This is a genomic window from Pseudomonas juntendi, from assembly GCF_009932375.1.
GTDB lineage: Bacteria > Pseudomonadota > Gammaproteobacteria > Pseudomonadales > Pseudomonadaceae > Aquipseudomonas > Aquipseudomonas juntendi.
Window position 1 is genome coordinate 17,358 of sequence record NZ_BLJG01000085.1, and the last position, 25,836, is coordinate 43,193.

The window sequence follows — 25,836 nt, forward strand, 5'->3', positions numbered from 1 at the left end:
GCCCATGAAGGCAGCGGTGATCCAGATGGTCAGCCAGGACGACGTGCTGGCCAACCTGCAGCGTGCCGGTGCCTTGCTGGAGCAGGCTGCACAGGGTGGTGCGCGGCTGGCGGTGCTGCCGGAAAACTTCGCTGCCATGGGTCGCAAGGACGCCGCTGCCATCGGCCGAGCCGAGGCATCGGGGAACGGGCCTATCCTGCCATGGTTGAAACGTACCGCCCGCGACCTCAGGTTATGGATAGTCGCCGGTACCATGCCCTTGCCACCGGTCGGCCAGCCCGACGCAAAGGCACACGCCTGCTCGCTGCTGATCGATGAGCACGGTGAAGTGGCTGCGCGCTATGACAAGCTGCACTTGTTCGACGTGGACGTTGCCGATAACCGCGGCCGCTACCGTGAATCGGATGATTTTGCCCATGGCGCACACGTGGTGGTAGCGGACACGCCGGTCGGCCGGCTGGGGTTGAGCGTATGTTACGACTTGCGCTTCCCAGAGTTGTACAGCGCGTTGCGTGCCGCTGGCGCGGAACTGATCAGCGCACCGGCGGCCTTCACTGCGGTAACCGGCGCAGCACACTGGGACGTGCTGGTGCGCGCCCGGGCCATCGAGACCCAGTGCTACCTGTTGGCGGCAGCGCAGGGCGGTACCCACCCAGGCCCACGGGAAACCCATGGCCATGCGGCGATCGTCGACCCTTGGGGGCGGATCGTGGCACAACAGGCGCAAGGCGAAGCGGTATTGCTTGCCAAGCGCGACATTGAAGAACAGGCGTCCATCCGGGCGCGCATGCCGGTGGTATCGCACCGGCGCTTTTTTTCGCAGGACGCATTGCGGCCTGCGCCCACCTTGGAGTGACTATGAGCCAGATGTTATCCACCGTCAGTGAGCAGCTCCTGGCCCCAGGCGGCTTGACCCTGGACAGCCTGCAAAGCGTGCTCGGTGAATTGGCCGGCCCCGGCATCGACGCTGCCGACCTGTATTTCCAGGGCCAGATTTCGGAAACCTGGGCGCTGGAAGACGGCATCGTCAAAGAGGGCAGCTTCAACCTGGACCAAGGCGTGGGCGTGCGTGCCCAGTCCGGTGAAAAGACCGGCTTCGCCTACAGCAATGCCATCAACCTTGAAGCGCTGACGTCGGCTGCGCGCGCCGCCCGTTCGATTTCCCGCGCCGGGCAGAACGGCACCGTGCAGGCCTTCCGCAGCCCGTCGGTGACCGCGCTGTATGCGGCGGACAACCCGCTCGATGTACTCAGCCGTGCCGAAAAGGTCGAGTTGCTGAAGCGTGTCGATGCCGCGACCCGCGCGCTTGACCCGCGTATCCAGCAGGTCAGCGTGAGCATGGCCGGGGTCTGGGAGCGCATCCTCATCGCTGCAGCGGACGGTAGCCTGGCTGCAGATGTGCGGCCGCTGGTGCGTTTCAATGTGAGCGTCATCGTTGAGCAGAACGGCCGTCGCGAACGCGGCGGGCAGGGGGGTGGCGGGCGTACCGACTACCGTTTCTTCACCGAAGAGCGGGTCATGGGCTACGCCCGTGAGGCGCTGCGCCAGGCCCTGGTGAACCTCGAAGCGATCCCCGCGCCGGCCGGTACCTTGCCAGTGGTGCTGGGCTCGGGATGGTCGGGCGTGCTGCTGCACGAGGCGGTCGGTCATGGCCTGGAAGGTGACTTCAACCGCAAGGGCAGCTCGGCGTTCAGTGGCCGGGTTGGCGAGAAAGTGGCGTCGAGCCTGTGCACCATCGTCGATGACGGCACCCTGGAAGGCCGCCGCGGTTCGCTGAGCGTGGATGACGAAGGTACGCCGACCGAGTGCACCACCCTGATCGAGAACGGTGTGCTCAAGGGCTACATGCAGGACAAGCTGAACGCGCGGCTGATGGGCATGGCAGTGACCGGCAATGGTCGCCGCGAATCCTACGCTCACCTGCCAATGCCACGCATGACCAACACCTACATGCGTGCCGGCGAAAGCGACCCGCAGGAAATCATCGCCTCGGTGAAGAAGGGCATCTACTGCGCCAACCTCGGGGGTGGCCAGGTGGACATCACCAGCGGCAAGTTCGTGTTTTCGACCAGCGAGGCCTATCTGATCGAAGACGGCAAGATTACCGCACCGGTGAAGGGCGCGACCTTGATTGGCAATGGTCCGGAGGCGATGAGCCGGGTGTCGATGGTCGGCAACGACCTGGCGCTGGACAGCGGGGTAGGGACGTGCGGCAAGGACGGGCAATCGGTGCCGGTCGGGGTTGGGCAGCCGACCCTGAAGCTGGATGCGATCACCGTGGGCGGTACCGGCGCGTGATGGCATTTGGGGCCATTGTGGGGGCGGGCTTGCCCGCGAACACCGGCGAAGCCGGTGCCGGGCACTGCGTCGCCTGCTTCGCGGGCACGCCCGCTCCCGCAGGGCCTCAGCCTGTCAGCGCAGCCCGCGCTGCAACTCGTCGAGGTCGCGGATGTACTTGAACACTTTGCGCGCGGCGGCCGGCGGTTTGTTCCGCGCCTTCTCGTGCTGGGCATGGCGCACCAGCGAACGCAGTTGCTGGCGATCGGTGTCGGGGTATTCGTTGACGAAGCGTTCAAGGTCTTCGTCGTTACCGTCGATCAACCGATCGCGCCAGCGCTCCAGGCCGTGGAAGCGTTCGTTGTACTGGCGAGTCGAGCTGTCCATCTGCTCGAGCAGGGCATGGATGGCATCCAGGTCCTGCACGCGCATCAGCTTGCCGACGAACGACATGTGGCGTTTACGCGCACCATGAGCAGTGTGCTTGCTGGCCTCGGCAAGGGCCTTGCGCAGCTCGTCGGTCAACGGCAGGCGGGCCAGGGTATCGGCCTTGAGCGTAGTCAGGCGCTCGCCGAGTTCGACCAGCGCATGCAGCTCGCGCTTGATCTGGGTTTTGCTTTTTTCGCCGTCGAAGGCGTCGTCGTTTGAATCAACCATGGTGGCAGTCCGCTAGAAATCGCCGCCATGATAACCAGTCGGGGGCCGCTTGTCCGGCCCGGTCGTAGAATGACCCTCGCCGAACGCAGAATTTGAGTGGAGAGAACCATGAGTGCAGTCCAGAGCGTAGGTCCGAAAGACCTGCCAGCATTGCAAGAGCAGGTCGAGGCGATCATCGCCGAAGCGCGCCGCCAAGGGGCCAGTGCCTGCGAAGTGGCCGTGTCGCTGGAGCAGGGCCTGTCCACCACGGTACGTCAGCGCGAGGTCGAAACGGTTGAATTCAACCGCGACCAGGGCTTTGGCATCACCCTCTATGTTGGCCAGCGCAAAGGCTCGGCCAGTACCTCGGCCAGTGGCCCGGAGGCGATCCGGGAAACCGTCGCGGCAGCGCTGGCCATTGCCAGGCACACCTCCGAGGACGACTGTTCGGGCCTGGCGGACGCGGCGTTGATGGCCCGGGAAATTCCGGACCTGGACCTGTATCACGACTGGGCTCTCGAGCCCGAGAAAGCCATTGAGATGGCCTTGGCGTGCGAAGCGGCGGCGTTTGATGCCGACCCGCGCATCCTCAATGCCGATGGCACCACCCTCAACACCCACCAGGGCTGCCGCGTGTATGGCAACAGCCACGGGTTCATCGGTGCTTACGCCTCGACCCGGCACAGCCTGAGCTGCGTGATGATCGCTGAAGGCGACGGGCAGATGCAGCGCGATTACTGGTATGACGTCAACCGCCAGGGCAACCTGCTGGCCGACCCGCGCAGCATTGGTGTGCGTGCCGCGCAGCGGGCCGCCAGCCGGCTCGGCGCGCGCCCGGTGCCAACCTGCGAAGTGCCGGTGCTGTTTTCCGCAGAACTGGCAGGCGGTTTGTTCGGCAGCTTTCTGTCGGCGATTTCCGGCGGCAATCTGTACCGCAAGTCGTCGTTCCTCGAAGGCAGCATTGGCCAGCGCCTGTTCCCGTCCTGGCTGACCCTCGACGAGCGGCCGCACATTCCGCGCGCGCTGGCCAGTGCAGCGTTCGACGCCGACGGCCTGGCGACCTATGCCAAACCGTTCGTCGACAAAGGCGAGCTGGTGTCGTATCTGCTGGGTACCTACTCGGGGCGCAAGCTGGGCTTGCCCAGCACGGCCAACGCCGGCGGTGTACACAACCTGTTCGTCAGCCACGGCGTCGAGGACCAGGCTGCACTGATCCGGCGTATGGGGCGTGGGCTGTTGGTGACCGAGCTGATGGGCCATGGCCTGAACATGGTGACGGGTGATTACTCCCGTGGGGCAGCGGGTTTCTGGGTCGAGAATGGTGAAATCCAGCATGCGGTGCAGGAAGTGACGATTGCCGGCAACATGAAGGATATGTTCCAGCAGATTGTCGCGATTGGCAGCGATCTTGAAACACGCAGCAATATCCACACCGGGTCGGTGCTGATCGAGCGGATGACTGTGGCAGGTAGCTGATTCATTGCCTGTACCGGCCCATTCGCGGGCTCGCCCGCTCCCACAGCTTGAAGCCTATGCAATCCCCTGTGGGAGCGGGCAAGCCCGCGAAGAGGCCGGTACAGGCAATAAAGAATTTCAGTGGAATACAAGACCCGGCCCTCGCGCCGGGTTTTTTCTTTCATCAGCTCCCCTTGAAGTGATTCTATTTATCAATTAATAATGAATATCATTATCCAGTAACTCGGCGATGATGTTCATGAATTCCGTCCTCCGCGAACTGCCCTACCTGGAAAACTGGCGCTGGCTCAGCCGCCGGATCCGCTGCGCGCTCGAACCTGACGAGCCGCGCCTGATCGAGCACTACCTGGCCGAAGGCCGTTACCTGGTGTGTTGTACCGAAACCTCGCCATGGACGGTGGCGTTGACTTCCTTCCGCCTGCTGCTCGACACCGCCTGCGACCGCATGTTGCCCTGGCACTGGCGCTGCCTGTGCCTGGACCAGGCCTGGCGGCCGCTGCTGGACCTGCGCAACCTCGACCGCCAGGCCCAGAACCAGCGTTGGCAGCCCTACGCCATTCAGTTGGCCAACTGCAGCCTGCTGCCGTCGATTTCTCCCGATGAACTGATGCAAGGATTTGATGATGAGTGATACCCGTATCGAGCGTGACAGCATGGGTGAACTGCAGGTGCCGGCCCAAGCCCTGTATGGCGCCCAGACCCAGCGCGCGGTCGACAACTTCCCGATCAGCGGCCAGCGCATGCCGGCCCAGTTCATTCGTGCCTTGCTGCTGGCCAAAGCGGCTGCGGCCAAGGCCAACGTAGAGCTGGAGCAACTGTCCGCCGCCCAGGGGCAGGCCATCGTCAAGGCGGTGGAACAACTGCTGGCACAAGACTACATCCAGCACTTCCCGGTCGACGTGTTTCAGACAGGCTCGGGCACCAGCTCGAACATGAACGCGAACGAGGTGATCGCCACCCTGGCCAGCCGTGTGCTCGGCGAGCCGGTCAATGCCAACGATCACGTCAATTGCGGCCAGAGCAGCAACGACATCATTCCCACCACCATTCACGTCAGCGCTGCCCTCGCCGTGCATGAGCAGCTGTTACCTGCCCTGGCGCACCTGGTGCAGGTGATCAAGGCCAAGTCCAGGCAGGTGCATCAGTACGTGAAAACCGGCCGTACCCACCTGATGGATGCAATGCCCGTGCGCCTGAGCCAGGTGCTGGACGGTTGGGCAGCGCAGATCGAAGGTGCCAAGGCGCACATCGAAGCCACCCTGCCAAGCCTGCAGGCGCTGGCCCAGGGCGGCACCGCAGTGGGCACCGGCATCAATGCCCACCCGCAGTTCGCTACCGCTTTCGCGCGCCAGCTCAGCGGCCTGACCCAGGTCCAGTTCACGCCGGGGCACAACCTGTTTGCCCTGATCGGTTCGCAGGATACCGCGGTAGCCCTGTCCGGCCAGCTCAAGACCACAGCGGTGGCACTGATGAAGATTGCCAACGACCTGCGCTGGATGAACTCGGGCCCTCTGGCCGGCCTTGGGGAAATCGAACTGCAGGGTCTGCAGCCGGGCTCTTCGATCATGCCAGGCAAGGTCAACCCGGTGATCCCGGAGGCTACGGCCATGGTCGCCGCGCAGGTCATCGGCAACGACGCCACCATCGCCGTGGCTGGGCAGTCGGGCAACTTCGAACTGAACGTGATGTTGCCGCTGATCGCACGCAACCTGCTGGAGAGCATCGAGTTGATGGCCAACGTCAGCCGCCTGCTGGCCGACAAAGCCATTGCCAGCTTCAAGGTCAACGAGGCCAAGCTGAAGGAGGCGCTGGCGCGCAACCCGATCCTGGTCACTGCACTGAACCCGATCATCGGCTACCTGAAGGCCGCTGAAATTGCCAAGACCGCCTACCAGCAAGGTCGCCCGATCATTGATGTCGCCCTGGAGCATACCGACCTGTCGCGGGACCAGCTGGAAACGCTGCTGGACCCGGAAAAACTCACCGCTGGCGGCATCTGACACTGCCTTACCGCCGAGGAAACAGACATGCAGCACTGGAAACGCACCATGGAACTGGCCAACCGCCTGTTCGAACAAGGCGAGCTGGTCGATGCCCGGGAACATTACCTGCAAGCCCTGGCCCTGGCCCAGGTGCTGTTCGAGCGCTGGCATGACGTCGACGAAGCGGTGGCTGCCCTGGTCGTCGCTCACCATAACCTGGCCGACCTGCACCTGCGCCTGAACCAGCCGCATGAAAGTGCCGATTACCTCTGTGCCGCGCACCAGTGGCTGCTGCAGGCCAGCCAGCAAGCCCGCTTGCCACAGGCGCTGCGGGACGCAGCCCTGCGCCACAGTGGGCGTACCTACACCGAACTGCTCGGTTTCATCGCGGAGTACGGCCAGTACCCGCGTACCGAACGCCTGCTCAACCGCCACAACATCGGCGCCAGCGAACTCGCTGCCCCGGCCGGCGTGGTACCCAGTACTCAAGCCTACGGAATTCACTGACATGCCCCATACCTTGCCTGCTTTGCCTTACGCCTACGACGCGCTGGAGCCGCACATCGACGCGCAGACCATGGAGATCCACCACACCAGGCACCACCAGACTTATGTCAATGGCCTCAACGCCGCCGTCGAAGGCACCGAGTGGGCTGAGTGGCCAGTCGAAAAACTGGTCGCTGCGGTCGGGCACTTGCCGGAGCAGCTGCGTGGCGCCGTGACCAACCACGGTGGCGGTCACGCCAACCACAGCCTGTTCTGGACCGTGATGTCGCCGCAGGGCGGGGGTGAGCCTACGGGCGAGCTGGCACAAGCCATCACCACGCAACTGGGCGGTTTCGACGCGTTCAAGGAAGCCTTCACCAAGGCCGCCCTGACCCGCTTCGGCAGCGGCTGGGCCTGGCTCAGCGTAACGCCGCAGAAAACCTTGGTCGTGGAAAGCAGCGGCAACCAGGACAGCCCACTGATGCATGGCAACACGCCGATTCTCGGGTTGGACGTGTGGGAGCATGCGTATTACCTGAAATACCAGAACCGCCGCCCGGAATACATTGGTGCCTTCTACAACGTCATCGACTGGGCGCAAGTGCAACACCGCTATCTCGAAGCCCTGAAGTGAGTCGGACCGGTATGCGCTCAGAGGTCATGTCGGTCAGCAGTGTGCGCCTGTTTCGCCAGGCGCTGGGTGCCTTGCTGTTGCTGGCGGGTACCGCGCTGCTGGCGGCGCGCGGTCTTGCCTGGCTGGACTTGGCGCCGCGCATGCTGCGCGCCCTGGAGGGCGGCGCTTTGTGTGCGCTGGGCACGGCGCTGGGCGCAGTACCGGTGCTGGTCATTCGTAACATGCCGGTGGCGTTGGCCGACACCTTGCTGGGCTTCGGCGCCGGGGTCATGCTGGCGGCTACGGCATTTTCATTGATCATGCCCGGGCTGGATGCGGCCCAGGCCATCGGCTTCAGCCCATGGGGTGCGGGTGGCTTGATCAGCTTCGGCTTGATGTTCGGCGCGTTGTGCCTGTTCCTTATCGACCTCAAGGTCTCCAACGCCTCGCCGCAAGCACTGGTTGGCAGTGCGCAGCAGCCGGTGATCGCCGCGCGAATCTGGCTTTTCGTCATTGCCATCATTGCCCACAACATTCCCGAAGGCATGGCGATTGGTGTGTCAGCCGGGGGTGGCATGGCCGACGCAGACAGCCTGGCCATGGGCATCGCCTTGCAGGATGTGCCCGAGGGGCTGGTGATTGCCCTGGTGTTGGCAGGGGCGGGCATGCCGCGCTTCAAGGCGTTCATGATCGGCGCGGCTTCGGGCTTGGTCGAGCCTGTGGCTGCGGTGATCTGTGCCTGGCTGGTGAATGTCGCCGAATTGCTGCTGCCCCTGGGGCTCGCCTGCGCAGCCGGCGCGATGCTGCTGGTGGTAACCCAGGAAGTCATCCCCGAATCGCGCAGCAACGGCCATCACCGCCTGGCCAGCCTGGGGCTGTGCATCGGCTTCTGCCTGATGATGGTGATGGATACCGCGCTGTCCTGATCTTTGGTCAGGTCGAAGGGGTGCACACTGTGGGCGCGGTGCAGGGCTTGGAGGCTTACTCGCCTTCGTCGAAGTAGTTGTTGATCAACTCGACCAGCGCGTCCATGGCATCGTTGTCCTGCTCACCCTCGGTATGCAGGTGCACCTGGGTACCCTTGCCAGCCGCCAGCATCATCACCGCCATGATGCTTTTGCCGTCTACCAGTTTGTCCGGCGCGCGGCCGACCCGCACCTGGCAGGGAAAGCGGCCGGCCACGCCGACGAACTTCGCTGCCGCCCGGGCATGCAGGCCCAGCTTGTTGATGATGGTGATTTCGCGGGCGGGCATCGTGGGGCGGATCCTTGGGCTAGAGGTCGCGGTGGCGGACCTGGACGTTTTTCAGGGACTGTTGCAGCAACTGGCCGAGGCGTTCGGTGATGTACACCGAACGATGGTGGCCGCCGGTGCAGCCAATGGCAATGGTCACGTAGGCACGGTTACTGGCTGCGAAGCGGGGTAGCCACTTGAGCAGGTAGCTGGAAATATCGTTGAACATGTCCTCGACGTCTGGCTGCGCGGCCAGGTAGTCGATCACTGGCTGTTCCAGGCCGGAGTGCTCACGCAATTCGGGCTTCCAATAGGGGTTGGGCAGGCAGCGTACGTCGAACACCAGATCGGCATCGACCGGCATACCGCGTTTGAAGCCGAATGACTCGACCAGGAATGCGGTACCAGGCTCGGGCTTGTTGAGCAGGCGCAACTTGATCGTGTCACGCAACTGGTAGAGGTTCAGGCTGGTGGTGTCGATCTTCAGGTCGGCCAGGTCGGCAATCGGCCCCAGCAGTTCGCTCTCCACGCGGATGGCCTCTGCCAGCGAGCGGTCGGCGTTGGTCAGCGGGTGGCGGCGGCGGGTTTCTGAAAACCGCTTGAGCAGGGTATCTTCATCGGCATCCAGGTACAGCACATCGCACTGGATGTGGCGGGCACGGGCGTCGGCTAGCAGCTCGGGGAAGCGCGACAGGTGGCTGGGCAGGTTGCGGGCGTCGATCGACACTGCCACTTTCGGCTGCAGCAGTTCGGTGTTGATCAGTGCATTTTCCGCGAGCTGCGGCAGCAGCCCGGCGGGCAGGTTGTCAATGCAATAGAAACCGTTGTCTTCCAGGACATCGAGGGCGGTGCTCTTGCCGGAGCCAGACCGGCCGCTGACGATGATCAGGCGCATGTTCAGTGCTCGTTCTGTACGTCCAGGACAACCTGGTACAAGGCCTCGTTGCTGGTGGCCGAACGCAAGCGATCACGCACGTCCTTGCGGTCGAGCATGCTGGCGATCTGGCGCAGCAGTTCCAGGTGGGCATCGGTGGCGGCTTCAGGGACCAGCAGGACGAACAGCAAGTCTACCGGCGCGCCATCGATGGCATCGTAATCGATGGGTGCTTCCAGGTGCAGCAGGGCGCTGACTGGCGCGGAGCAGCCTTCAAGCCGGCAGTGCGGAATGGCGATGCCATTGCCGAAACCGGTTGAACCGAGTTTTTCCCGGGCGACCAGCTTTTCGAAGACGACTTGCATCTCCAGTTCCGGCACCTGTTCGGCGATGATGGTGGCGACCTTTTCCAGGGCGCGCTTCTTACTGCCGCCCGGCACGTTCACGAGGGAACGGCCGGGGGTCAGGATGGTTTCAAGTCGGATCATGGATGAGGGGGATCAGCGGGCAGCTGCACCTTGCAGCAGGCTTTGCTGTTTTTCCTTGTGTTTTTTCAGTTGGCGGTCGAGCTTGTCGGCCAAGGCATCGATCGCTGCATACATATCTTCGTGTTCGGCGTTTGCTACCACTTCGCCGCCGGGAATCTGCAGGGTCGCCTCGACCTTCTGCTGCAGCTTCTCGACCTTCATGATGACCTGCACGTTGGTGATCTTGTCGAAGTGACTTTCCACGCGGGCGAGCTTTTCGAGCACGTAATCGCGCAGTGGCTGGGTGACTTCTACATGCTGTCCACTGATATTGACTTGCATACAGCTTCTCCTGTGTTGCCCGTGCATAAAGAGGCAGGTCTTGCACCTGCCCCGCAAACGCTATGGCAGATCTCAGGGGCTACATCAGTCGCTTGCGCTCACTCGACGGTGCGATGCCGAGAGACTCGCGGTACTTGGCGACGGTGCGACGGGCCACCTGGATGCCTTGTGCCTCCAGTAAACCAGCGATCTTGCTGTCACTCAATGGCTTTTTCTGATTTTCCGCTGCAACCAGTTTCTTGATGATCGCGCGGATCGCTGTAGACGAGCATTCTCCGCCTTCGGAGGTGCTGACGTGGCTGGAGAAAAAGTATTTCAGTTCGTAGATGCCGCGGGGCGTGTGCATGTATTTCTGCGTGGTCACCCGGGAAATGGTCGACTCGTGCATGCCCACCGCTTCGGCAATGTCATGCAGCACCAGCGGTTTCATCGCTTCGTCGCCATGATCGAGGAAGCCGCGCTGATGCTCGACGATCTGCGTGGCGACTTTCATCAGGGTTTCGTTGCGGCTTTGCAGGCTCTTGATGAACCAGCGCGCCTCCTGCAGCTGGTTGCGCATGAAGGTGTTGTCGGCACTGGTGTCGGCGCGGCGCACGAAGCCGGCGTATTGAGCGTTCACGCGCAGGCGCGGGATGGCTTCCTGGTTCAGTTCCACCAGCCAGCGGTCGCTGTCCTTGCGCACGATCACGTCCGGTACCACGTACTCGGGCTCGCTGGACTCGATCTGCGAACCCGGGCGCGGGTTGAGGCTTTGCACCAGTTCGATCACCTGGCGCAGTTCGTCTTCCTTGATTTTCATGCGGCGCATGAGCTGGCTGTAGTCGCGGCTGCCGAGCAAGTCGATGAAATCGCTGACCAGCCGTTTCGCCTCGTTCAGCCACGGCGTGCTGGCAGGCAGCTGGCGCAGTTGCAGCAACAGGCACTCGCCAAGGGTGCGTGCCGCGACGCCTGCCGGTTCGAACTGCTGAATGCGGTGCAGCACCGCTTCGACTTCGTCCAGCTCGATATCCAGCTCCGGGTCGAAGCCAGCGCAGATTTCTTCGAGGGTGTCTTCCAAGTACCCTTGGCCGTTGATGCTGTCGATCAGGGTCACGGCGATCAGGCGGTCGGTATCCGACATCGGCGCCAGGTTCAGTTGCCACAGCAGGTGGCTTTGCAGGCTTTCGCCGGCCGATGTCCGCGTGGTGAAGTCCCACTCGTCGTCATCGTTGCTCGGCAGGCTGCTGGCGCTGGTCTGGTAGATGTCTTCCCAGGCGGTGTCGACCGGCAGCTCGTTGGGGATGCGCTCGCTCCATTCACCGTCTTCGAGGTTGTCGGCACTGACCGTGCTTTCCTGGAAGCTGTTGTCCTGAACGTCGGCGGCCGGCTTGTTCTCGGCGTTGTCGGCCATCGGGTCGCTGTTGTCGAAGTCGTCGCCGTCTTCCTGGCGTTCGAGCATCGGGTTCGACTCCAGCGCCTCCTGGATTTCCTGTTGGAGGTCCAGGGTGGAAAGCTGGAGCAGGCGGATGGCCTGTTGCAACTGCGGTGTCATCGTCAGTTGCTGGCCCATTTTTAGGACGAGCGATGGTTTCATGGCTGGGGCTTAATACCTTGTTCGCCGGCGCGCATGCGCCATCCACTACACGAGGGCGCCGGGGCGCCAGATCAAGCAAGTTTTATGCCTTAAATTGTAGCGTTTGCCTAGAGTACGTAACAATTTTAACCCTGAGTACAGGGCAGGTTGCAGTACTCCAGGCAGGAGTGGGTCAGAGCCGGAACTCGTGGCCCAGGTAAACCTCTTTGACCAGTTCGTTGGCCAGGATGGTTTCGGCGTCGCCTTCGGCGATCAGCCGGCCATCGTTGACGATGTAGGCGGTCTCGCAGATATCCAGGGTTTCGCGCACGTTGTGGTCCGTGATCAGCACACCGATACCCTTGGCCTTGAGGTGGTGGATGATCTGCTTGATGTCGCCGACCGAGATCGGGTCCACGCCGGCGAAGGGTTCGTCCAGCAGGATGAACTTGGGCGCGGTCGCCAGGGCGCGGGCGATCTCGACACGGCGGCGTTCGCCACCGGACAGGCTCATGCCGAGGTTGTCGCGGATGTGGCTGATGTGGAACTCCTGCAGCAGGCTTTCCAGTTCCTTGCGCCGGCCATCGCGGTCGAGGTCCTTGCGGGTCTCGAGGATGGCCATGATGTTGTCGGCCACCGAAAGCTTGCGGAAGATCGAGGCTTCCTGCGGCAGGTAGCCGATGCCGGCGCGCGCGCGGCCGTGCATGGGCTGGTGACTGACATCGAGGTTGTCGATCAGTACACGACCCTGCTCGGCCTGGACCAGGCCGACGATCATGTAGAAGCAGGTGGTCTTGCCGGCACCGTTCGGGCCGAGCAATCCGACGATCTGGCCGCTGTCGATCGACAGGCTGACATCACGTACGACCTGGCGCCCCTTGTAGCTTTTGGCCAGGTGCTGGGCTTTTAGGGTTGCCATTTACTCGGCCTTCTTCTTGGGCTGGATCACCATGTCGATGCGCTGACGTGGCTGGGTCACGTTACCGCCACGGCCGGCGGTAGCCACCTGCGACTTGGTGTTGTAGACGATCTTCTCGCCCTCGGTGGTGTTGCCCTCGTTCTCGACCTTGGCGCGGTCGGTGAGGATCACGGTGTCTTTTTGCGCCTGGTACTGGATGGTCACTGCCCAGCCCTTCATCTTGTCGGGCTTGGCGGCGCTCTGCTGCTGCTCGAAGTAGGCCAGGTTGCCAACCGAAGTGACCACGTCGATGTCGCCGTTGGCGGCGCGGGTCATGGTCACGGTATTGCCTTTGATCATCATCGAGCCTTGAGTGATGATCACGTCACCGGTGTACGTCGCGACACCCTGCTTGTCGTCCAGATGCGCGTTGTCGGCCTGGATGCGGATTGGCTGGTCACGGTCATTCGGCAGGGCGAAGGCGCTCGCGCTTCCCAGTGCTGCGCTCAGGCTGAGCAAAAGGGGGAGGGTTTTAACGAGCCTCATACTGTCCTCTTACGTTAGAGAGCAAGTCCATCTTGCCTTCTTTCAAATACGCTTTCATGCCCTTGCCCGTGGTTGTGCCACCGGCGCCGTCGATTCTAACGGCTTGCTCGGTCTGCGCATATTGCTTCTGCGGGAATACGGTCATGCGTGAGCTGGTGATGATGGTGTCGCGTTGCTTTTCGTCGGTGCGGGCAACGCGGACCTTGTTGATCAGTTCGACCTCGTTGCCGTCCGGGCTGACCTCGGCGCGCTCGCTCTGAACATGCCACGGGTATTCGGTGCCGCGGTAAAGGCGCAGGTCGGGCGTGGTCACCAGGGTAACTTCGGTCGCCTTGACGTGCTCGACCTTGTCGGCGGTCATTTCGTACTGCAATTTGCCGTCCGGCAAGAACTGCACACTATGGGCGTTGATCGCATAGTAGTCGATGGCGCTCTCGTCGACCTGGGCCACAGGCTGGTCGAGGAAGCTTTCAGGGCTGACATTCCAGTAGCCAATGGCAGCGAGCACGGCAGCAATCACCGCCAGCAGCGCAATATTGCGAACCTTCTTGCTGAACATGGGCGGCCTTACAAGTAGTTGGCGTTGGCAGCGTCCAGGGTGCCCTGGGCCTGCATGATCAGTTCGCAGAACTCGCGGGCAGCGCCTTCGCCGCCGCGCGCCTGGGTCACGCCGTGGGCATGCTGGCGAACGAAGGGCGCGGCGTTGGCCACTGCCATACCCAGACCGACGCGGCGAATCACCGGCAGGTCGGGCAGGTCGTCGCCCAGGTAGGCGACCTGTTCATAGCTTAGGCCGAGTTCGGCAAGCAGCCCGTCAAGAACCACCAATTTGTCTTCGCGGCCCTGAAACAGGTGCGCGATACCCAGGTTCGCAGCCCGCCGCTCGACCACCGGGGTCTTGCGCCCGCTGATGATGGCCGTGGTCACGCCCGACGCCATGAGCATCTTGATGCCCTGGCCGTCGAGGGTATTGAAGGTCTTGAATTCGCTGCCGTCTTCGAGAAAGTACAGTCGCCCATCGGTCAGTACGCCGTCGACATCGAACACGGCCAGCTTGATGGCCTGGCCACGTTGCATGAGATTCTGGCTCATCACATAACTCCTGCACGCAACAGGTCGTGCATGTTCAGGGCACCTGTCGGCCGGTCGTCCTGGTCGACGACCACCAGTGCGTTGATTTTGTTGTCTTCCATGATTTTAAGGGCCTCGGCGGCGAGCATTTCGGCCCGTGCAGTTTTGCCATGCACGGTCATGACGTGGTCGATCAACGTGGTATGCACGTCGATATTGCGGTCCAGGCTGCGGCGCAAGTCGCCATCGGTGAAGATACCGGCCAGCTTGCCGTCTGCCTCGAGCACAGCGGTCATGCCCAGCCCTTTGCGCGACATTTCCAGCAGGGCATCCTTGAGCAACGTGCCACGCAGCACCTTGGGCAACTGGTCACCGCTGTGCATCACATGCTCGACCTTCAGCAGCAGCCGCCGCCCCAAGGCGCCGCCAGGGTGCGAAAAGGCGAAGTCCTCGGCAGTGAACCCGCGCGCTTCGAGCAGGGCAATGGCCAGCGCGTCACCCAGCACCAGTGCCGCAGTGGTCGAGGAGGTAGGGGCAAGGTTCAGCGGGCAGGCCTCCTGTGCGACCCGGGCATCCAGGTTCACCTCTGCTGCCTGGGCCAGGGTGGAATCCGGGTTGCCGGTAAGGCTGATGAGGGTGATGCCCAGGCGCTTGACCAGCGGCAGCAACGTGACGATCTCGGCCGTGCTGCCTGAGTTGGACAGCGCCAGGATGATATCGTTGCCGGTGATCATGCCCATGTCGCCATGGCTGGCTTCGGCCGGGTGCACGAAAAACGCGGGGGTGCCGGTGCTGGCGAGGGTCGCGGCAATTTTGTTGCCGATATGCCCGGACTTGCCCATGCCAAGCACCACGACGCGGCCCTGGCTGGCCAGGATCAGTTCGCAGGCTTTGACGAAATGCTCGTCGATGCGCGCCAGCAGGCCCTCTACGGCCTCGAGTTCCAGGCGCACGGTGCGCTGTGCGGATTGAATCAGCTCGCTGGATTGGCTCATGTCGATAAAGCACTGCCTGATGAAAAGTCGGCGATTATAGCCGCAATCGACGAAACCCTCACCTTTTCCATCTGCCTGGTCGGGGCGCCCCAGCCTGTCTCGTAGCTGAACGGGGCATGCATGACCTTGGGGGCGCGCGAGCAGCGGTGCTATAGTTCGCCGCTATTCGGCCTGCCAAGGGCGCGTGTGCCTTCTGCAGGGAGGCTGGCGTCCATAAGGACGAGGCTGCATCAGCAAGGAGTCTAGATGAGTGTGGATAGCGCCTACGCGGTGGAATTGAAGGGTGTTACCTTCAAGCGCGGTTCGCGTAGCATTTTCAGCAACGTCGATATTCGCATCCCGCGCGGCAAGGTCACCGGCATCATGGGGCCATCGGGTTGCGGCAAGACCACGTTGCTTCGCCTGATGGGCGCGCAGCTGCGCCCCGCCAGTGGTGAGGTATGGGTCGCCGGGCAGAATCTGCCGACGCTGTCGCGCAGCGACCTGTTCGACGCCCGCAAGCAGATGGGCGTGCTGTTTCAGAGCGGCGCGCTGTTCACCGACCTCGATGTGTTCGAGAACGTCGCATTTCCGCTGCGCGTGCATACCCAGCTTGCAGACGACATGATCCGTGACATCGTGTTGATGAAACTGCAGGCCGTGGGGCTTCGTGGGGCCATCGACCTGATGCCCGATGAGCTGTCCGGTGGCATGAAGCGCCGCGTGGCGCTGGCCCGGGCAATCGCCCTGGACCCGCAGATCCTCATGTACGACGAGCCGTTCGTCGGGCAGGACCCTATTGCCATGGGGGTACTGGTGCGCTTGATCCGCCTGCTCAACGATGCCTTGGGCATTACCAGCATCGTGGTGTCCCATGACCTCGCAGAAACCGCCAGCATCGCCGACTACATCTATGTGGTGGGCGACGGTCAGGTGCTGGGGCAGGGTACCCCCGATGAGCTGATGGGCTCGGACAACCCGCGGATCCGCCAGTTCATGAAAGGCGACCCGGATGGCCCGGTGCCGTTCCATTTCCCTGCGCCTGACTACAGCGCCGACCTGCTGGGGGCGCGTTGATGCGCAGAAAATCCTTACTCGAACGTGTCCGGCTGCTGGGCCGCTCGGCCATCGACGTGGTGGCGGTACTCGGGCGTTCCTGCCTGTTCCTGTACCATGCCCTGGTCGGGCGGGGCGGCATTGGCGGTGGCTTCCAGCTGCTGACCAGGCAGCTGTACTCGGTGGGCGTGCTGTCGCTGGCGATCGTCGTCGTGTCCGGGGTGTTCATCGGCATGGTGCTGGCGCTGCAGGGCTACAGCATCCTCACCAAGTACGGCTCCGAGCAGGCCGTGGGCCAGATGGTGGCCCTGACCCTGTTGCGCGAGCTTGGGCCGGTGGTCACGGCGTTGCTGTTCGCAGGCCGTGCCGGTTCTGCACTGACTGCCGAAATCGGCAACATGAAGTCCACCGAGCAGTTGTCCAGCCTGGAGATGATCGGCGTCGACCCGCTCAAGTACATCGTGGCGCCACGCTTGTGGGCCGGTTTCATCTCGTTGCCGCTGCTGGCGCTGATCTTCAGTGTGGTCGGTATCTGGGGGGGCTCGTGGGTCGCCGTGGACTGGCTGGGCGTATACGAGGGCTCGTTCTGGGCCAACATGCAGAACAGTGTTTCGTTCACCGACGACGTGCTCAACGGGTTGATCAAGAGCCTGGTGTTCGCATTCGTCGCGACCTGGATCGCCGTATTCCAGGGGTACGACTGTGAGCCCACTTCAGAAGGGATCAGCCGTGCAACCACCAAGACCGTGGTCTATGCCTCGTTGGCAGTGCTGGGTCTGGACTTTATTCTGACCGCCTTGATGTTTGGAGATTTCTGATGCAAAACCGCACCCTGGAAATCGGTGTCGGCCTGTTCCTGCTGGCCGGGATCCTGGCGCTGCTGCTGCTGGCCCTGCGTGTCAGCGGGCTGTCGGCCAGCCCGAGCAGCGATACCTATAAAGTTTATGCTTATTTCGACAATATCGCCGGTTTGACGGTCAGAGCCAAGGTGACCATGGCGGGCGTGACCATCGGCAAGGTCACCGCCATCGATCTGGACCGTGATTCCTATACCGGTCGGGTGACCCTGCAGCTGGACAAGTCGGTGGACAACCTGCCGACCGACTCCACTGCCTCGATCCTGACCGCCGGTCTGCTCGGCGAGAAGTACATCGGTATCAGCGTGGGCGGTGAGGAAGACGTGCTCAAGGATGGCTCGACCATTCACGACACCCAGTCTGCCCTGGTGCTGGAAGACCTGATAGGCAAGTTCCTGCTCAACTCCGTTGGCAAGGAACCGAAAGAAGCGCAACCGGCTAATTGAGGAGTTTCCATGATTTCGATCTTGCGACGTGGCCTGCTGGTGTTGCTGGCGGCTTTCCCCCTGATGACCTTGGCCGCGCAGTCGCCGCATGACGTGGTTCAGGGCACCACCACCGAGCTGCTGGGTGAACTCAAGGCCAACAAAGAGCAGTACAAGGCCAACCCACAAGCGTTCTACGACACCCTTGACCGGATTCTCGCGCCGGTGGTCGATGCCGACGGTGTTTCCCGCAGCATCATGACCGTCAAGTACTCGCGCAAGGCCACGCCCGAGCAGATGCAGCGCTTCCAGGAAAACTTCAAGCGCAGCCTGTTCCAGTTCTACGGCAATGCGTTGCTGGAGTACAACAACCAGGGCATCGTCGTCGACCCGGCCAAGGCCGATGATGGCAAGCGCGCTTCGGTGGGCATGAAGGTTACCGGCAACAATGGCGCCGTGTACCCGGTGCAGTACACCCTGGAAAACCTGGGTGGCGAGTGGAAGGTGCGTAACGTCATCGTCAACGGCATCAACATCGGCAAGCTGTTCCGTGACCAGTTCGCCGACGCCATGCAGCGCAATGGCAACAACCTGGACAAGACCATCGACGGCTGGGCCGGCGAAGTGGCCAAGGCCAAGCAGGCCGCCGACAACTCGCCAGAAAAGGCGGTGAAATGAGTGAGGCCGCGGTAAGCATGGCTGAGCCGGGCGTGCTGAGCCTGTCCGGCGTGCTGGACTACCGCAGCGGGCCGCAGCTGCGCAAGCAAGGCAAGGCGCTGATCACTGCCAGCCGGGAGGCGCAATTGGTGCTCGATTGCACGGGCGTGCTGCGCTCCACCAGTGTCGGCCTGTCGTTGCTGCTGTCGTTCATGCGCGATGCCCAGGCCACAGGCAAGGCCTGCCGGGTGCGGGGCATGCCCGACGACATGCGGGAAATTGCCGAGGTCTACGACCTCGATCAAGTGCTGGCGACCTGATGGCCCGGCACGGATGACGGCCCCTCGGTCAGCGAAGCCCTCGTTGGGCTTCGCAGGCGAGGGGCTTTTTTGTATGATGGCCGACCCGTGCGCATCGGGCGCCGATTGAGGTTGAGCATGCAGGCCGTAGAAGTTAAAAGCTTCCTTGAAGAGAAATTGCCGGGTTCCCGGGTAGAAGTTGAAGGCGAAGGCTGCAACTTCCAGTTGAACGTGATCAGCGACGAGTTGGCTGGCCTGAGCCCGGTCAAACGCCAGCAGGCTATCTATGCTCATCTGAATCCGTGGATCGCCAATGGCAGCATCCACGCGGTAACCATGAAATTTTTCAGCAGCGCAGCCTGGGCTGAGCGCACCTGAGCCAACTTGGCGGCGAGATTCCAATGGACAAACTGATTATTACTGGCGGCGCTCGTCTTGACGGCGAGATCCGTATTTCGGGTGCGAAGAACGCAGCCCTGCCGATTCTGGCGGCGACCCTGCTGGCCGATGGCCCGGTCACCGTCGGCAACCTGCCGCACCTGCACGACATCACCACCATGATCGAGCTGTTCGGCCGCATGGGCATCGAGCCTGTGATCGACGAAAAGCTGGCGGTGGAAATCGACCCCCGCACCATCAAGACCCTGGTCGCGCCGTACGAACTGGTCAAGACCATGCGCGCCTCGATCCTGGTGCTGGGCCCGATGGTCGCCCGCTTCGGCGAGGCCGAGGTGGCGCTGCCCGGCGGTTGCGCGATCGGTTCGCGCCCGGTCGACCTGCACATCCGTGGCTTGGAGGCCATGGGTGCGAAGATCGAGGTCGAAGCTGGCTACATCAAGGCCAAGGCGCCTGAGGGCGGCCTGCGCGGTGCGCATTTCTTCTTCGACACCGTCAGCGTGACCGGTACCGAAAACATCATGATGGCCGCAGCGCTGGCCAAAGGCCGCAGCGTGTTGCAGAACGCTGCGCGTGAGCCGGAGGTGGTCGACCTGGCCAACTTCATCAACGCCATGGGCGGCAAGGTGCAAGGTGCCGGTACCGACACCATCACCATCGATGGCGTCGAGCGCCTGGCGTCGGCCAGCTACCGCGTGATGCCGGACCGTATCGAGACCGGTACCTACCTGGTTGCCGCTGCCGTGACCGGTGGCCGCGTCAAGGTCAAGGATACCGACCCGACCATCCTTGAGGCCGTGCTGGAAAAGCTCAAGGAAGCCGGCGCCGAGATCACCACCGGTGAAGACTGGATCGAGCTCGACATGCAGGGCAAGCGGCCGAAAGCCGTGAACCTGCGTACTGCGCCGTACCCGGCGTTCCCGACCGACATGCAGGCGCAGTTCATCTCGCTGAACGCCATTGCCGAAGGCACCGGTGCCGTCATCGAAACCATCTTCGAAAACCGCTTCATGCACGTGTACGAAATGCACCGCATGGGGGCGCAGATCCAGGTCGAAGGCAACACCGCGATCGTTACCGGTGTACCGGCCCTCAAAGGCGCCCCGGTCATGGCCACCGACCTGCGCGCGTCGGCCAGCCTGGTGCTCTCGGCGCTGGTGGCCGAAGGTGACACGCTGATCGACCGCATCTACCACATTGACCGTGGCTACGAGTGCATCGAAGAAAAACTGCAGATGCTCGGCGCGAAAATCCGCCGCGTACCGGGCTGATCGCCCTCTGGTGCAAGGACGCACCGTTCGAATTGAAAGCGGCCAGGTCCAAGACCTGGCCAGCAGTAGCCGCTTAAGGACTGACGTTCCAATGTTGACCATCGCGCTTTCCAAAGGCCGTATTCTCGACGATACCTTGCCGTTGCTGGCCGAGGCCGGCATCGTGCCGACCGAGAACCCGGACAAGAGCCGCAAACTGATCATCCCTACCACGCAGGACGACGTACGCCTGCTGATCGTGCGTGCTACCGACGTGCCGACCTATGTCGAGCATGGTGCTGCCGACCTGGGTGTGGCCGGCAAGGACGTGCTGATGGAGTACGGCGGCCAGGGCCTGTACGAGCCACTGGACCTGCAGATTGCCCGCTGCAAGCTGATGACCGCAGGCGTGGTCGGCGCCCCTGAGCCCAAGGGCCGCCTGCGCGTGGCCACCAAGTTCGTCAACGTCGCCAAGCGTTACTACGCCGAACAGGGCCGCCAGGTCGACATCATCAAGCTGTACGGCTCGATGGAGCTGGCACCGCTGATCAACCTCGCCGACAAGATCATCGACGTGGTGGATACCGGCAACACCCTGCGGGCCAATGGCTTGGAGCCCCAGGAAATGATCGCCACGATCAGCTCGCGCCTGGTGGTCAACAAGGCGTCCATGAAGATGCAGCACGCCCGCATCCAGAGCCTTATCGACACGCTGCGCGCGGCGGTCGAATCGCGACACCGCGGTTAATTCCCTACCGATTGCGCGCGGCCGTTGCTGCCGCGCCCATCTATCCGCGTCATAGCCACTTTTCTCGGGTGCCCGCGCGGATGGACTGGTAGCCTAGGGCGCCTGAGCATTCGCTAATCATCGAGGCCCTCGCCATGACCGTGTCCACTGCAATTGCCCGTCTCAACGCTGCTGATCCGGATTTCGCCCGACATCTGGATCATCTGCTGAGCTGGGAAAGTGTGTCCGATGACGCGGTCAACCAGCGCGTGCTGGACATCATCAAGGCCGTGCGCGAGCGTGGCGACGCAGCGCTGGTGGAGTTCACCCAGCGTTTCGATGGCGTTCAGGCCACATCGATCGATGACCTGATCCTCGATCGCGAGCGCCTGGAGCTGGCGCTGACCCGCATCACCCCCGTACAGCGCCAGGCCCTGGAAAAGGCCGCCGACCGTGTGCGCATCTACCATGAGCGGCAGAAGCAGGATTCCTGGCAGTACACCGAAGCCGACGGCACCGTACTGGGGCAGAAGGTTACCCCGCTGGATCGGGCCGGCCTGTATGTGCCCGGCGGCAAGGCCTCGTACCCCTCGTCGGTGCTGATGAACGCCATCCCGGCCAAGGTGGCCGGCGTGGCCGAAGTGGTGATGGTGGTGCCGACCCCGCGCGGTGAGGTCAACGAGCTGGTGCTGGCCGCTGCCTGCATCGCCGGTGTCGACCGCGTGTTCACTGTCGGTGGCGCCCAGGCGGTCGCGGCACTGGCCTATGGCACCGAAAGCGTGCCACAGGTCGACAAGATCGTCGGCCCGGGCAACATCTACGTCGCCACTGCCAAGCGCCATGTATTTGGCCAGGTGGGCATCGACATGATCGCCGGGCCTTCGGAAATCCTGGTGGTGTGCGACGGTCAGACCGACCCGGACTGGATCGCCATGGACCTGTTCTCCCAGGCTGAACACGACGAAGACGCACAGGCCATTCTGGTCAGCCCGGATGCCGCCTTCCTGGACCGTGTCGCTGCCAGTATCGACAAGCTGCTGCCGACCATGGAGCGTGCGCAAATCATCCAGAAGTCGGTCAACGGCCGTGGTGCATTGATCCAGGTAAAAGACATGCAGCAGGCCATGGACGTGGCCAACCGCATTGCCCCCGAGCACCTGGAGCTGTCGGTGGCCGACCCGCAGGCCTGGCTGCCGCACATTCGCCACGCCGGGGCGATCTTCATGGGCCGCCACACCAGCGAAGCACTGGGTGATTACTGCGCCGGCCCCAACCACGTGTTGCCAACCTCCGGCACTGCACGCTTCTCGTCGCCGTTGGGTGTGTACGACTTCCAGAAGCGCTCGTCGATCATCTTCTGCTCCGAGCAAGGCGCGTCCGAACTGGGCCAGACTGCCTCCGTGCTGGCCCGTGGCGAATCGCTGACCGCGCACGCCCGAAGCGCTGAATACCGCATCCTGACCCAACAGAAGGGGAACTGAACATGAGCCGATTCTGGAGCCCCTTCGTCAAGGACCTGGTGCCTTACGTGCCGGGCGAGCAGCCCAAACTGGCGCGGCTGGTCAAGCTGAACACCAACGAGAACCCCTACGGCCCGTCGCCCAAGGCGCTGGAGGCCATGCGCGCGGAGCTGAACGACAACCTGCGCCTGTACCCCGATCCTAACGGTGACCGCCTGAAGCAGGCGGTGGCCGAGTATTACGGCGTTACCCCGGCGCAAGTGTTTGTCGGCAATGGTTCGGACGAGGTGCTGGCGCACATCTTCCACGGCCTGTTCCAGCACGATGCACCGTTGTTGTTCCCCGATATCAGCTACAGCTTCTACCCGGTGTATTGTGGTCTTTACGGCATCGCGTTCGAGCAGGTAGCCCTGGACGAGCAGTTCCAGATCCGTATCGAGGACTACAACAAGCCCAATGCCGGGATCATCTTCCCCAACCCCAACGCGCCTACGGGTTGCCTGATGCCACTGCAGGCGGTAGAGCAACTGCTGCAGGCCAACCGTGACTCGGTGGTGGTGGTGGATGAAGCGTACATCGACTTCGGCGGCGAAACCGCCATCAGCCTGGTCGACCGCTACGACAACCTGCTGGTGACCCAGACCTTGTCCAAATCGCGCTCGTTGGCAGGGCTGCGTGTCGGCTTGGCCGTGGGGCACCCGGACCTGATCGAAGCATTGGAGCGCATCAAGAACAGCTTCAACTCCTACCCGCTGGACCGTGCGGCCATTGTTGGCGCTGCCGCGGCTTTCGAGGACCGAGAGTACTTCGAGCAAACCTGCCGCAAGGTGATCGACAGCCGCGAGGCGTTGGTTGGCCAGCTACAGGCCAAGGGCTTCGAAGTGCTGCCGTCGGCGGCCAACTTCATTTTCGCGCGCCACCCGCAACAGGATGCCGCCGAGTTGGCAGCGCGCTTGCGCGAGCAGGGTGTCATCGTGCGCCACTTCAAGCAGGCACGTATCGCCCAGTTCCTGCGGATCACCATTGGAACCCCGGAGATGAACCAGGCGCTGCTGGATGCCTTGAACTGACCGGGCCCTTTCTAGCGCCTGTCACACCGAGCGCCGCCCGCGCGGCGCTTGGTGCCTACTCAAAAACAATTCTGTGAAGCGTTGCAGCCTGTTGATTCAGCGCTTATGGTTAGCCCTTATTCGTCCGATGACTGGATGTATCGATGTCGTTATTGATCAAACGCTCCCTCGTCGAGCAGGCCGTTGAGCAACTGCGTGAGCGCATCGCCCAGGGTGACTGGCAGATCGGCCAGCGCCTGCCGACCGAGCCGGAACTGGCCCTGCAACTGGGCATCAGCCGTAACACCGTGCGCGAAGCCATGCGCGTGCTGGCCTTCAGCGGCCTGGTCGAAGTACGCCAAGGCGACGGCAGCTACCTGCGTACCGCGCAGGACCCGTTGCTGGCGATGCAGGCCATGGCCCGCTGTACCGCCGAGCAGGCCCGTGAAACCCGCCACATTCTCGAGGCGGAGGCGATTGGCCTGGCCGCGCTGCGGCGCACCGATGCAGACCTGCAAGGGCTGCGCGAAGCGCTGGCCGGCAGCGCCGGGCATTTTCATGGTGATGTCGATCACTACATAAGGTGCGACCTGGTGTTTCACCAGCGGCTGGTCGATGCCGCCCACAACCCCGCCCTCAGCGAGCTTTACCGCTATTTCTCCGGCGTGGTCGCGGCGGCGCTGCAGCACAGCATGGCGACCGTGCCGCGCTGCCAGGCCACGTTCGATCTGCATGGGCAGATCCTCGACGCCATCGAACAGCGTGATGCGGACCGGGCCAAGCACCTGAGCCGCACCCTTATCGAATCCTGACCCCGAGAACACCATGGCTGAGTCCCTACCCCGCAACACCCCACCGCACGCGCGTGACCTCGATGAACTGCTGATCGACGCCGAGGCCGACGACGAGCAAATCCAGCAGCAGCCGGTGCAATTACGTCGTCCGTGGCTGCTGTTGCTCGGCCTGGTGCTGGTGGCGCTGAACCTGCGCCCGGCGCTGTCGAGCATGGCGCCCGTGTTGGGCCAGGTGTCCGAAGGACTGGGGCTGAACGCTTCGCAAGCCGGTTTGCTGACTACCTTGCCGGTGTTGTGCCTGGGGCTGTTTGCGCCGCTGGCACCGATGCTGGCAAGGCGCTTTGGCAGTGAGCGGGTGATCGTCGGCATTCTGCTCACCCTGGCTTTGGGCATTGTCGTGCGCAGCAGTTTGGGCGTGGCGGGGGTGTTTCTGGGCAGCCTGATGGCTGGCGCCAGCATCGGCATCATCGGGGTGTTGTTGCCCGGTATCGTCAAGCGCGACTTCCCCCAGCACGCAGGCACGCTGACCGGGGTGTACACCATGGCCTTGTGCCTGGGCGCGGCCATGGCGGCGGGTGCCACCGTGCCCTTGGCCAGCCATTTCGGTGGCAGCTGGGCGTTGGGCCTGGGCTTCTGGGTGCTCCCGGCGCTGCTGGCCATGCTGGTCTGGCTGCCACAAGCCCGCCAGGGGCACGGCCTGCACAAGGTGGCATACCGCGTACGTGGCCTCTGGCGTGACCCGTTGGCCTGGCAGGTGACCCTGTACATGGGCCTGCAGTCGTCGCTGGCCTACATCGTGTTTGGCTGGCTGCCGTCGATCCTGATCGGTCGTGGCCTGAGCCCGACCCAGGCCGGCCTGGTCCTTTCCGGGTCGGTCATCGTGCAGTTGCTGAGTTCGCTGAGCGCGCCGTGGCTGGCCACTCGCGGCAAGGACCAGCGGCTGGCAATCGTGGTGGTCATGCTGACCACTCTGGCGGGCCTGTTCGGTTGCCTGTATGCCCCGCTTTCCGGGCTGTGGGGCTGGGCCGTGGTGCTGGGCCTGGGGCAGGGTGGTACATTTGCCCTGGCGCTGACCTTGATCGTGTTGCGCTCGAAGGATGCCCACGTGGCGGCCAACCTGTCGAGCATGGCCCAAGGCGTGGGTTATACCCTGGCGTCGATGGGGCCGTTCGCGGTGGGGTTGGTGCATGACCTGACGGGCGGCTGGGCGGCCGTGGGCTGGATCTTCGCTGTGCTTGGGGTCGGCGCCATCGTCTTCGGGTTGGGGGCCGGGCGGGCTTTGCATGTGCAGGTGACCAGCGAAAAAGTCTGAATCTGTGCTGGGCAGCACCGGCCCTGTCGCCGGCAAGCCAGCTCCCACAGGGATCGCATCAGGGCTGACAGGTGTTTGTCAGAAGATATGCAGCGCCAGTGAGAGCGAGCGCCGCCCGCGCGGCGCA

General features: G+C 63.1%; 31 protein-coding genes. 20 read left to right on the forward strand and 11 right to left on the reverse strand.

Annotated features, from left to right (window positions below; translation table 11 throughout):
• Positions 1-4 precede the first annotated feature (4 nt).
• The gene (locus GYA94_RS12215) at positions 5-856 is read left to right on the forward strand and encodes a carbon-nitrogen hydrolase family protein (RefSeq protein ID WP_161892391.1); all 852 of its coding nucleotides are present in this window, start codon (positions 5-7) and stop codon (positions 854-856) included.
• A 2-nt stretch (positions 857-858) separates the two neighbouring features.
• A complete protein-coding gene (gene tldD, locus GYA94_RS12220) occupies positions 859-2,298 on the forward strand; it encodes a metalloprotease TldD (protein WP_009683053.1) in 1,440 nt (479 codons plus the stop codon).
• A 114-nt stretch (positions 2,299-2,412) separates the two neighbouring features.
• On the opposite strand, the gene yjgA is transcribed toward tldD, so the two are convergent.
• Positions 2,413-2,934, reverse strand: a complete 522-nt coding sequence (gene yjgA, locus GYA94_RS12225; protein ID WP_009683052.1) for a ribosome biogenesis factor YjgA — start codon at positions 2,932-2,934, stop codon at positions 2,413-2,415.
• Positions 2,935-3,042: 108 nt separating this feature from the next.
• On the opposite strand from yjgA, the gene pmbA reads away from it, so the two are divergent.
• From pmbA to GYA94_RS12255, 6 genes are all read left to right on the forward strand, one after another.
• The gene (gene pmbA, locus GYA94_RS12230) at positions 3,043-4,389 is read left to right on the forward strand and encodes a metalloprotease PmbA (RefSeq protein WP_054881434.1); all 1,347 of its coding nucleotides are present in this window, start codon (positions 3,043-3,045) and stop codon (positions 4,387-4,389) included.
• Between the two features lie 229 nt (positions 4,390-4,618).
• A complete protein-coding gene (locus tag GYA94_RS12235; RefSeq protein WP_029887554.1) occupies positions 4,619-5,020 on the forward strand; it encodes a hypothetical protein in 402 nt (133 codons plus the stop codon).
• On the forward strand, positions 5,013-6,389 hold the full coding sequence (locus tag GYA94_RS12240) for a class II fumarate hydratase (RefSeq protein WP_161892392.1): 1,377 nt from the start codon (positions 5,013-5,015) through the stop codon (positions 6,387-6,389). Before GYA94_RS12235 ends, GYA94_RS12240 begins: the two co-directional genes overlap by 8 nt.
• A gap of 27 nt (positions 6,390-6,416) precedes the next feature.
• Positions 6,417-6,878 (forward strand): DUF2753 family protein, encoded by a 462-nt coding sequence (locus GYA94_RS12245; protein ID WP_029887552.1) that lies wholly within the window; start codon positions 6,417-6,419, stop codon positions 6,876-6,878.
• 1 nt (position 6,879) lies between these two features.
• On the forward strand, positions 6,880-7,491 hold the full coding sequence (locus GYA94_RS12250; protein ID WP_110679324.1) for a superoxide dismutase: 612 nt from the start codon (positions 6,880-6,882) through the stop codon (positions 7,489-7,491).
• Between the two features lie 11 nt (positions 7,492-7,502).
• Positions 7,503-8,396, forward strand: a complete 894-nt coding sequence (locus GYA94_RS12255) for a ZIP family metal transporter (RefSeq protein WP_009683044.1) — start codon at positions 7,503-7,505, stop codon at positions 8,394-8,396.
• A gap of 55 nt (positions 8,397-8,451) precedes the next feature.
• Here the strand turns inward: GYA94_RS12255 and GYA94_RS12260 are convergent, their stop codons facing one another.
• The 10 genes from GYA94_RS12260 to GYA94_RS12305 all read right to left on the reverse strand — a co-directional run bounded on the left by GYA94_RS12260 (position 8,452) and on the right by GYA94_RS12305 (position 15,448).
• On the reverse strand, positions 8,452-8,724 hold the full coding sequence (locus tag GYA94_RS12260) for an HPr family phosphocarrier protein (protein WP_009683043.1): 273 nt from the start codon (positions 8,722-8,724) through the stop codon (positions 8,452-8,454).
• A gap of 19 nt (positions 8,725-8,743) precedes the next feature.
• Positions 8,744-9,598, reverse strand: a complete 855-nt coding sequence (gene rapZ / locus GYA94_RS12265; protein WP_009683042.1) for an RNase adapter RapZ — start codon at positions 9,596-9,598, stop codon at positions 8,744-8,746.
• A gap of 2 nt (positions 9,599-9,600) precedes the next feature.
• Positions 9,601-10,065 carry a PTS IIA-like nitrogen regulatory protein PtsN gene (gene ptsN, locus GYA94_RS12270; protein WP_009683041.1) on the reverse strand — a complete coding sequence of 155 codons (465 nt, stop codon included), beginning with the start codon at positions 10,063-10,065 and terminating at the stop codon, positions 9,601-9,603.
• A 12-nt stretch (positions 10,066-10,077) separates the two neighbouring features.
• The gene (gene hpf, locus GYA94_RS12275) at positions 10,078-10,386 is read right to left on the reverse strand and encodes a ribosome hibernation-promoting factor, HPF/YfiA family (protein WP_003255135.1); all 309 of its coding nucleotides are present in this window, start codon (positions 10,384-10,386) and stop codon (positions 10,078-10,080) included.
• A 79-nt stretch (positions 10,387-10,465) separates the two neighbouring features.
• Entirely contained in the window at positions 10,466-11,959 is a 1,494-nt protein-coding gene (locus GYA94_RS12280; RefSeq protein WP_054911616.1) for an RNA polymerase factor sigma-54, read from the reverse strand.
• Positions 11,960-12,131: 172 nt separating this feature from the next.
• Positions 12,132-12,857, reverse strand: a complete 726-nt coding sequence (lptB, locus tag GYA94_RS12285) for an LPS export ABC transporter ATP-binding protein (RefSeq protein ID WP_010952146.1) — start codon at positions 12,855-12,857, stop codon at positions 12,132-12,134.
• Positions 12,858-13,382, reverse strand: a complete 525-nt coding sequence (lptA, locus tag GYA94_RS12290; protein WP_029887549.1) for a lipopolysaccharide transport periplasmic protein LptA — start codon at positions 13,380-13,382, stop codon at positions 12,858-12,860.
• On the reverse strand, positions 13,369-13,941 hold the full coding sequence (lptC, locus tag GYA94_RS12295) for an LPS export ABC transporter periplasmic protein LptC (protein ID WP_029887548.1): 573 nt from the start codon (positions 13,939-13,941) through the stop codon (positions 13,369-13,371). The genes lptA and lptC overlap by 14 nt, the downstream gene beginning before the upstream one ends.
• A gap of 8 nt (positions 13,942-13,949) precedes the next feature.
• Positions 13,950-14,474, reverse strand: coding sequence for a KdsC family phosphatase (locus tag GYA94_RS12300; protein ID WP_009683034.1), 525 nt, complete (start codon positions 14,472-14,474; stop codon positions 13,950-13,952).
• Entirely contained in the window at positions 14,474-15,448 is a 975-nt protein-coding gene (locus GYA94_RS12305) for a KpsF/GutQ family sugar-phosphate isomerase (protein WP_009683033.1), read from the reverse strand. Before GYA94_RS12305 ends, GYA94_RS12300 begins: the two co-directional genes overlap by 1 nt.
• A gap of 246 nt (positions 15,449-15,694) precedes the next feature.
• Between GYA94_RS12305 and GYA94_RS12310 the strand changes: the two genes are divergently transcribed.
• The 12 genes from GYA94_RS12310 (at position 15,695) to GYA94_RS12365 (ending at position 25,709) form a co-directional block, all read left to right on the forward strand.
• On the forward strand, positions 15,695-16,504 hold the full coding sequence (locus GYA94_RS12310; RefSeq protein WP_009683032.1) for an ATP-binding cassette domain-containing protein: 810 nt from the start codon (positions 15,695-15,697) through the stop codon (positions 16,502-16,504).
• Positions 16,504-17,301 (forward strand): lipid asymmetry maintenance ABC transporter permease subunit MlaE, encoded by a 798-nt coding sequence (gene mlaE, locus GYA94_RS12315; protein ID WP_161892393.1) that lies wholly within the window; start codon positions 16,504-16,506, stop codon positions 17,299-17,301. The genes GYA94_RS12310 and mlaE overlap by 1 nt, the downstream gene beginning before the upstream one ends.
• Complete coding sequence (gene mlaD, locus GYA94_RS12320; protein WP_009683030.1) at positions 17,301-17,786, forward strand: outer membrane lipid asymmetry maintenance protein MlaD; 486 nt, start codon at positions 17,301-17,303, stop codon at positions 17,784-17,786. Before mlaE ends, mlaD begins: the two co-directional genes overlap by 1 nt.
• 9 nt (positions 17,787-17,795) lie before the next feature.
• Positions 17,796-18,443: an MlaC/ttg2D family ABC transporter substrate-binding protein gene (locus GYA94_RS12325; protein WP_161892394.1), complete on the forward strand. Its 648-nt coding sequence runs from the start codon at positions 17,796-17,798 to the stop codon at positions 18,441-18,443.
• Positions 18,440-18,742: an STAS domain-containing protein gene (locus GYA94_RS12330; protein ID WP_161892395.1), complete on the forward strand. Its 303-nt coding sequence runs from the start codon at positions 18,440-18,442 to the stop codon at positions 18,740-18,742. The genes GYA94_RS12325 and GYA94_RS12330 overlap by 4 nt, the downstream gene beginning before the upstream one ends.
• Before the next feature lie 117 nt (positions 18,743-18,859).
• Positions 18,860-19,099 carry a BolA family protein gene (locus GYA94_RS12335; RefSeq protein WP_003255121.1) on the forward strand — a complete coding sequence of 80 codons (240 nt, stop codon included), beginning with the start codon at positions 18,860-18,862 and terminating at the stop codon, positions 19,097-19,099.
• Between the two features lie 23 nt (positions 19,100-19,122).
• Positions 19,123-20,388 (forward strand): UDP-N-acetylglucosamine 1-carboxyvinyltransferase, encoded by a 1,266-nt coding sequence (murA, locus tag GYA94_RS12340; protein ID WP_009683027.1) that lies wholly within the window; start codon positions 19,123-19,125, stop codon positions 20,386-20,388.
• Between the two features lie 91 nt (positions 20,389-20,479).
• On the forward strand, positions 20,480-21,115 hold the full coding sequence (gene hisG / locus GYA94_RS12345) for an ATP phosphoribosyltransferase (protein ID WP_009683026.1): 636 nt from the start codon (positions 20,480-20,482) through the stop codon (positions 21,113-21,115).
• Between the two features lie 134 nt (positions 21,116-21,249).
• Entirely contained in the window at positions 21,250-22,575 is a 1,326-nt protein-coding gene (hisD, locus tag GYA94_RS12350; RefSeq protein WP_110679327.1) for a histidinol dehydrogenase, read from the forward strand.
• Between the two features lie 2 nt (positions 22,576-22,577).
• Positions 22,578-23,624 carry a histidinol-phosphate transaminase gene (gene hisC / locus GYA94_RS12355; protein WP_009683023.1) on the forward strand — a complete coding sequence of 349 codons (1,047 nt, stop codon included), beginning with the start codon at positions 22,578-22,580 and terminating at the stop codon, positions 23,622-23,624.
• 143 nt (positions 23,625-23,767) lie between these two features.
• Positions 23,768-24,415, forward strand: coding sequence for a FadR/GntR family transcriptional regulator (locus GYA94_RS12360; RefSeq protein ID WP_054890008.1), 648 nt, complete (start codon positions 23,768-23,770; stop codon positions 24,413-24,415).
• 13 nt (positions 24,416-24,428) lie between these two features.
• A complete protein-coding gene (locus GYA94_RS12365) occupies positions 24,429-25,709 on the forward strand; it encodes a CynX/NimT family MFS transporter (RefSeq protein ID WP_110679329.1) in 1,281 nt (426 codons plus the stop codon).
• Positions 25,710-25,836: the final 127 nt, after the last annotated feature.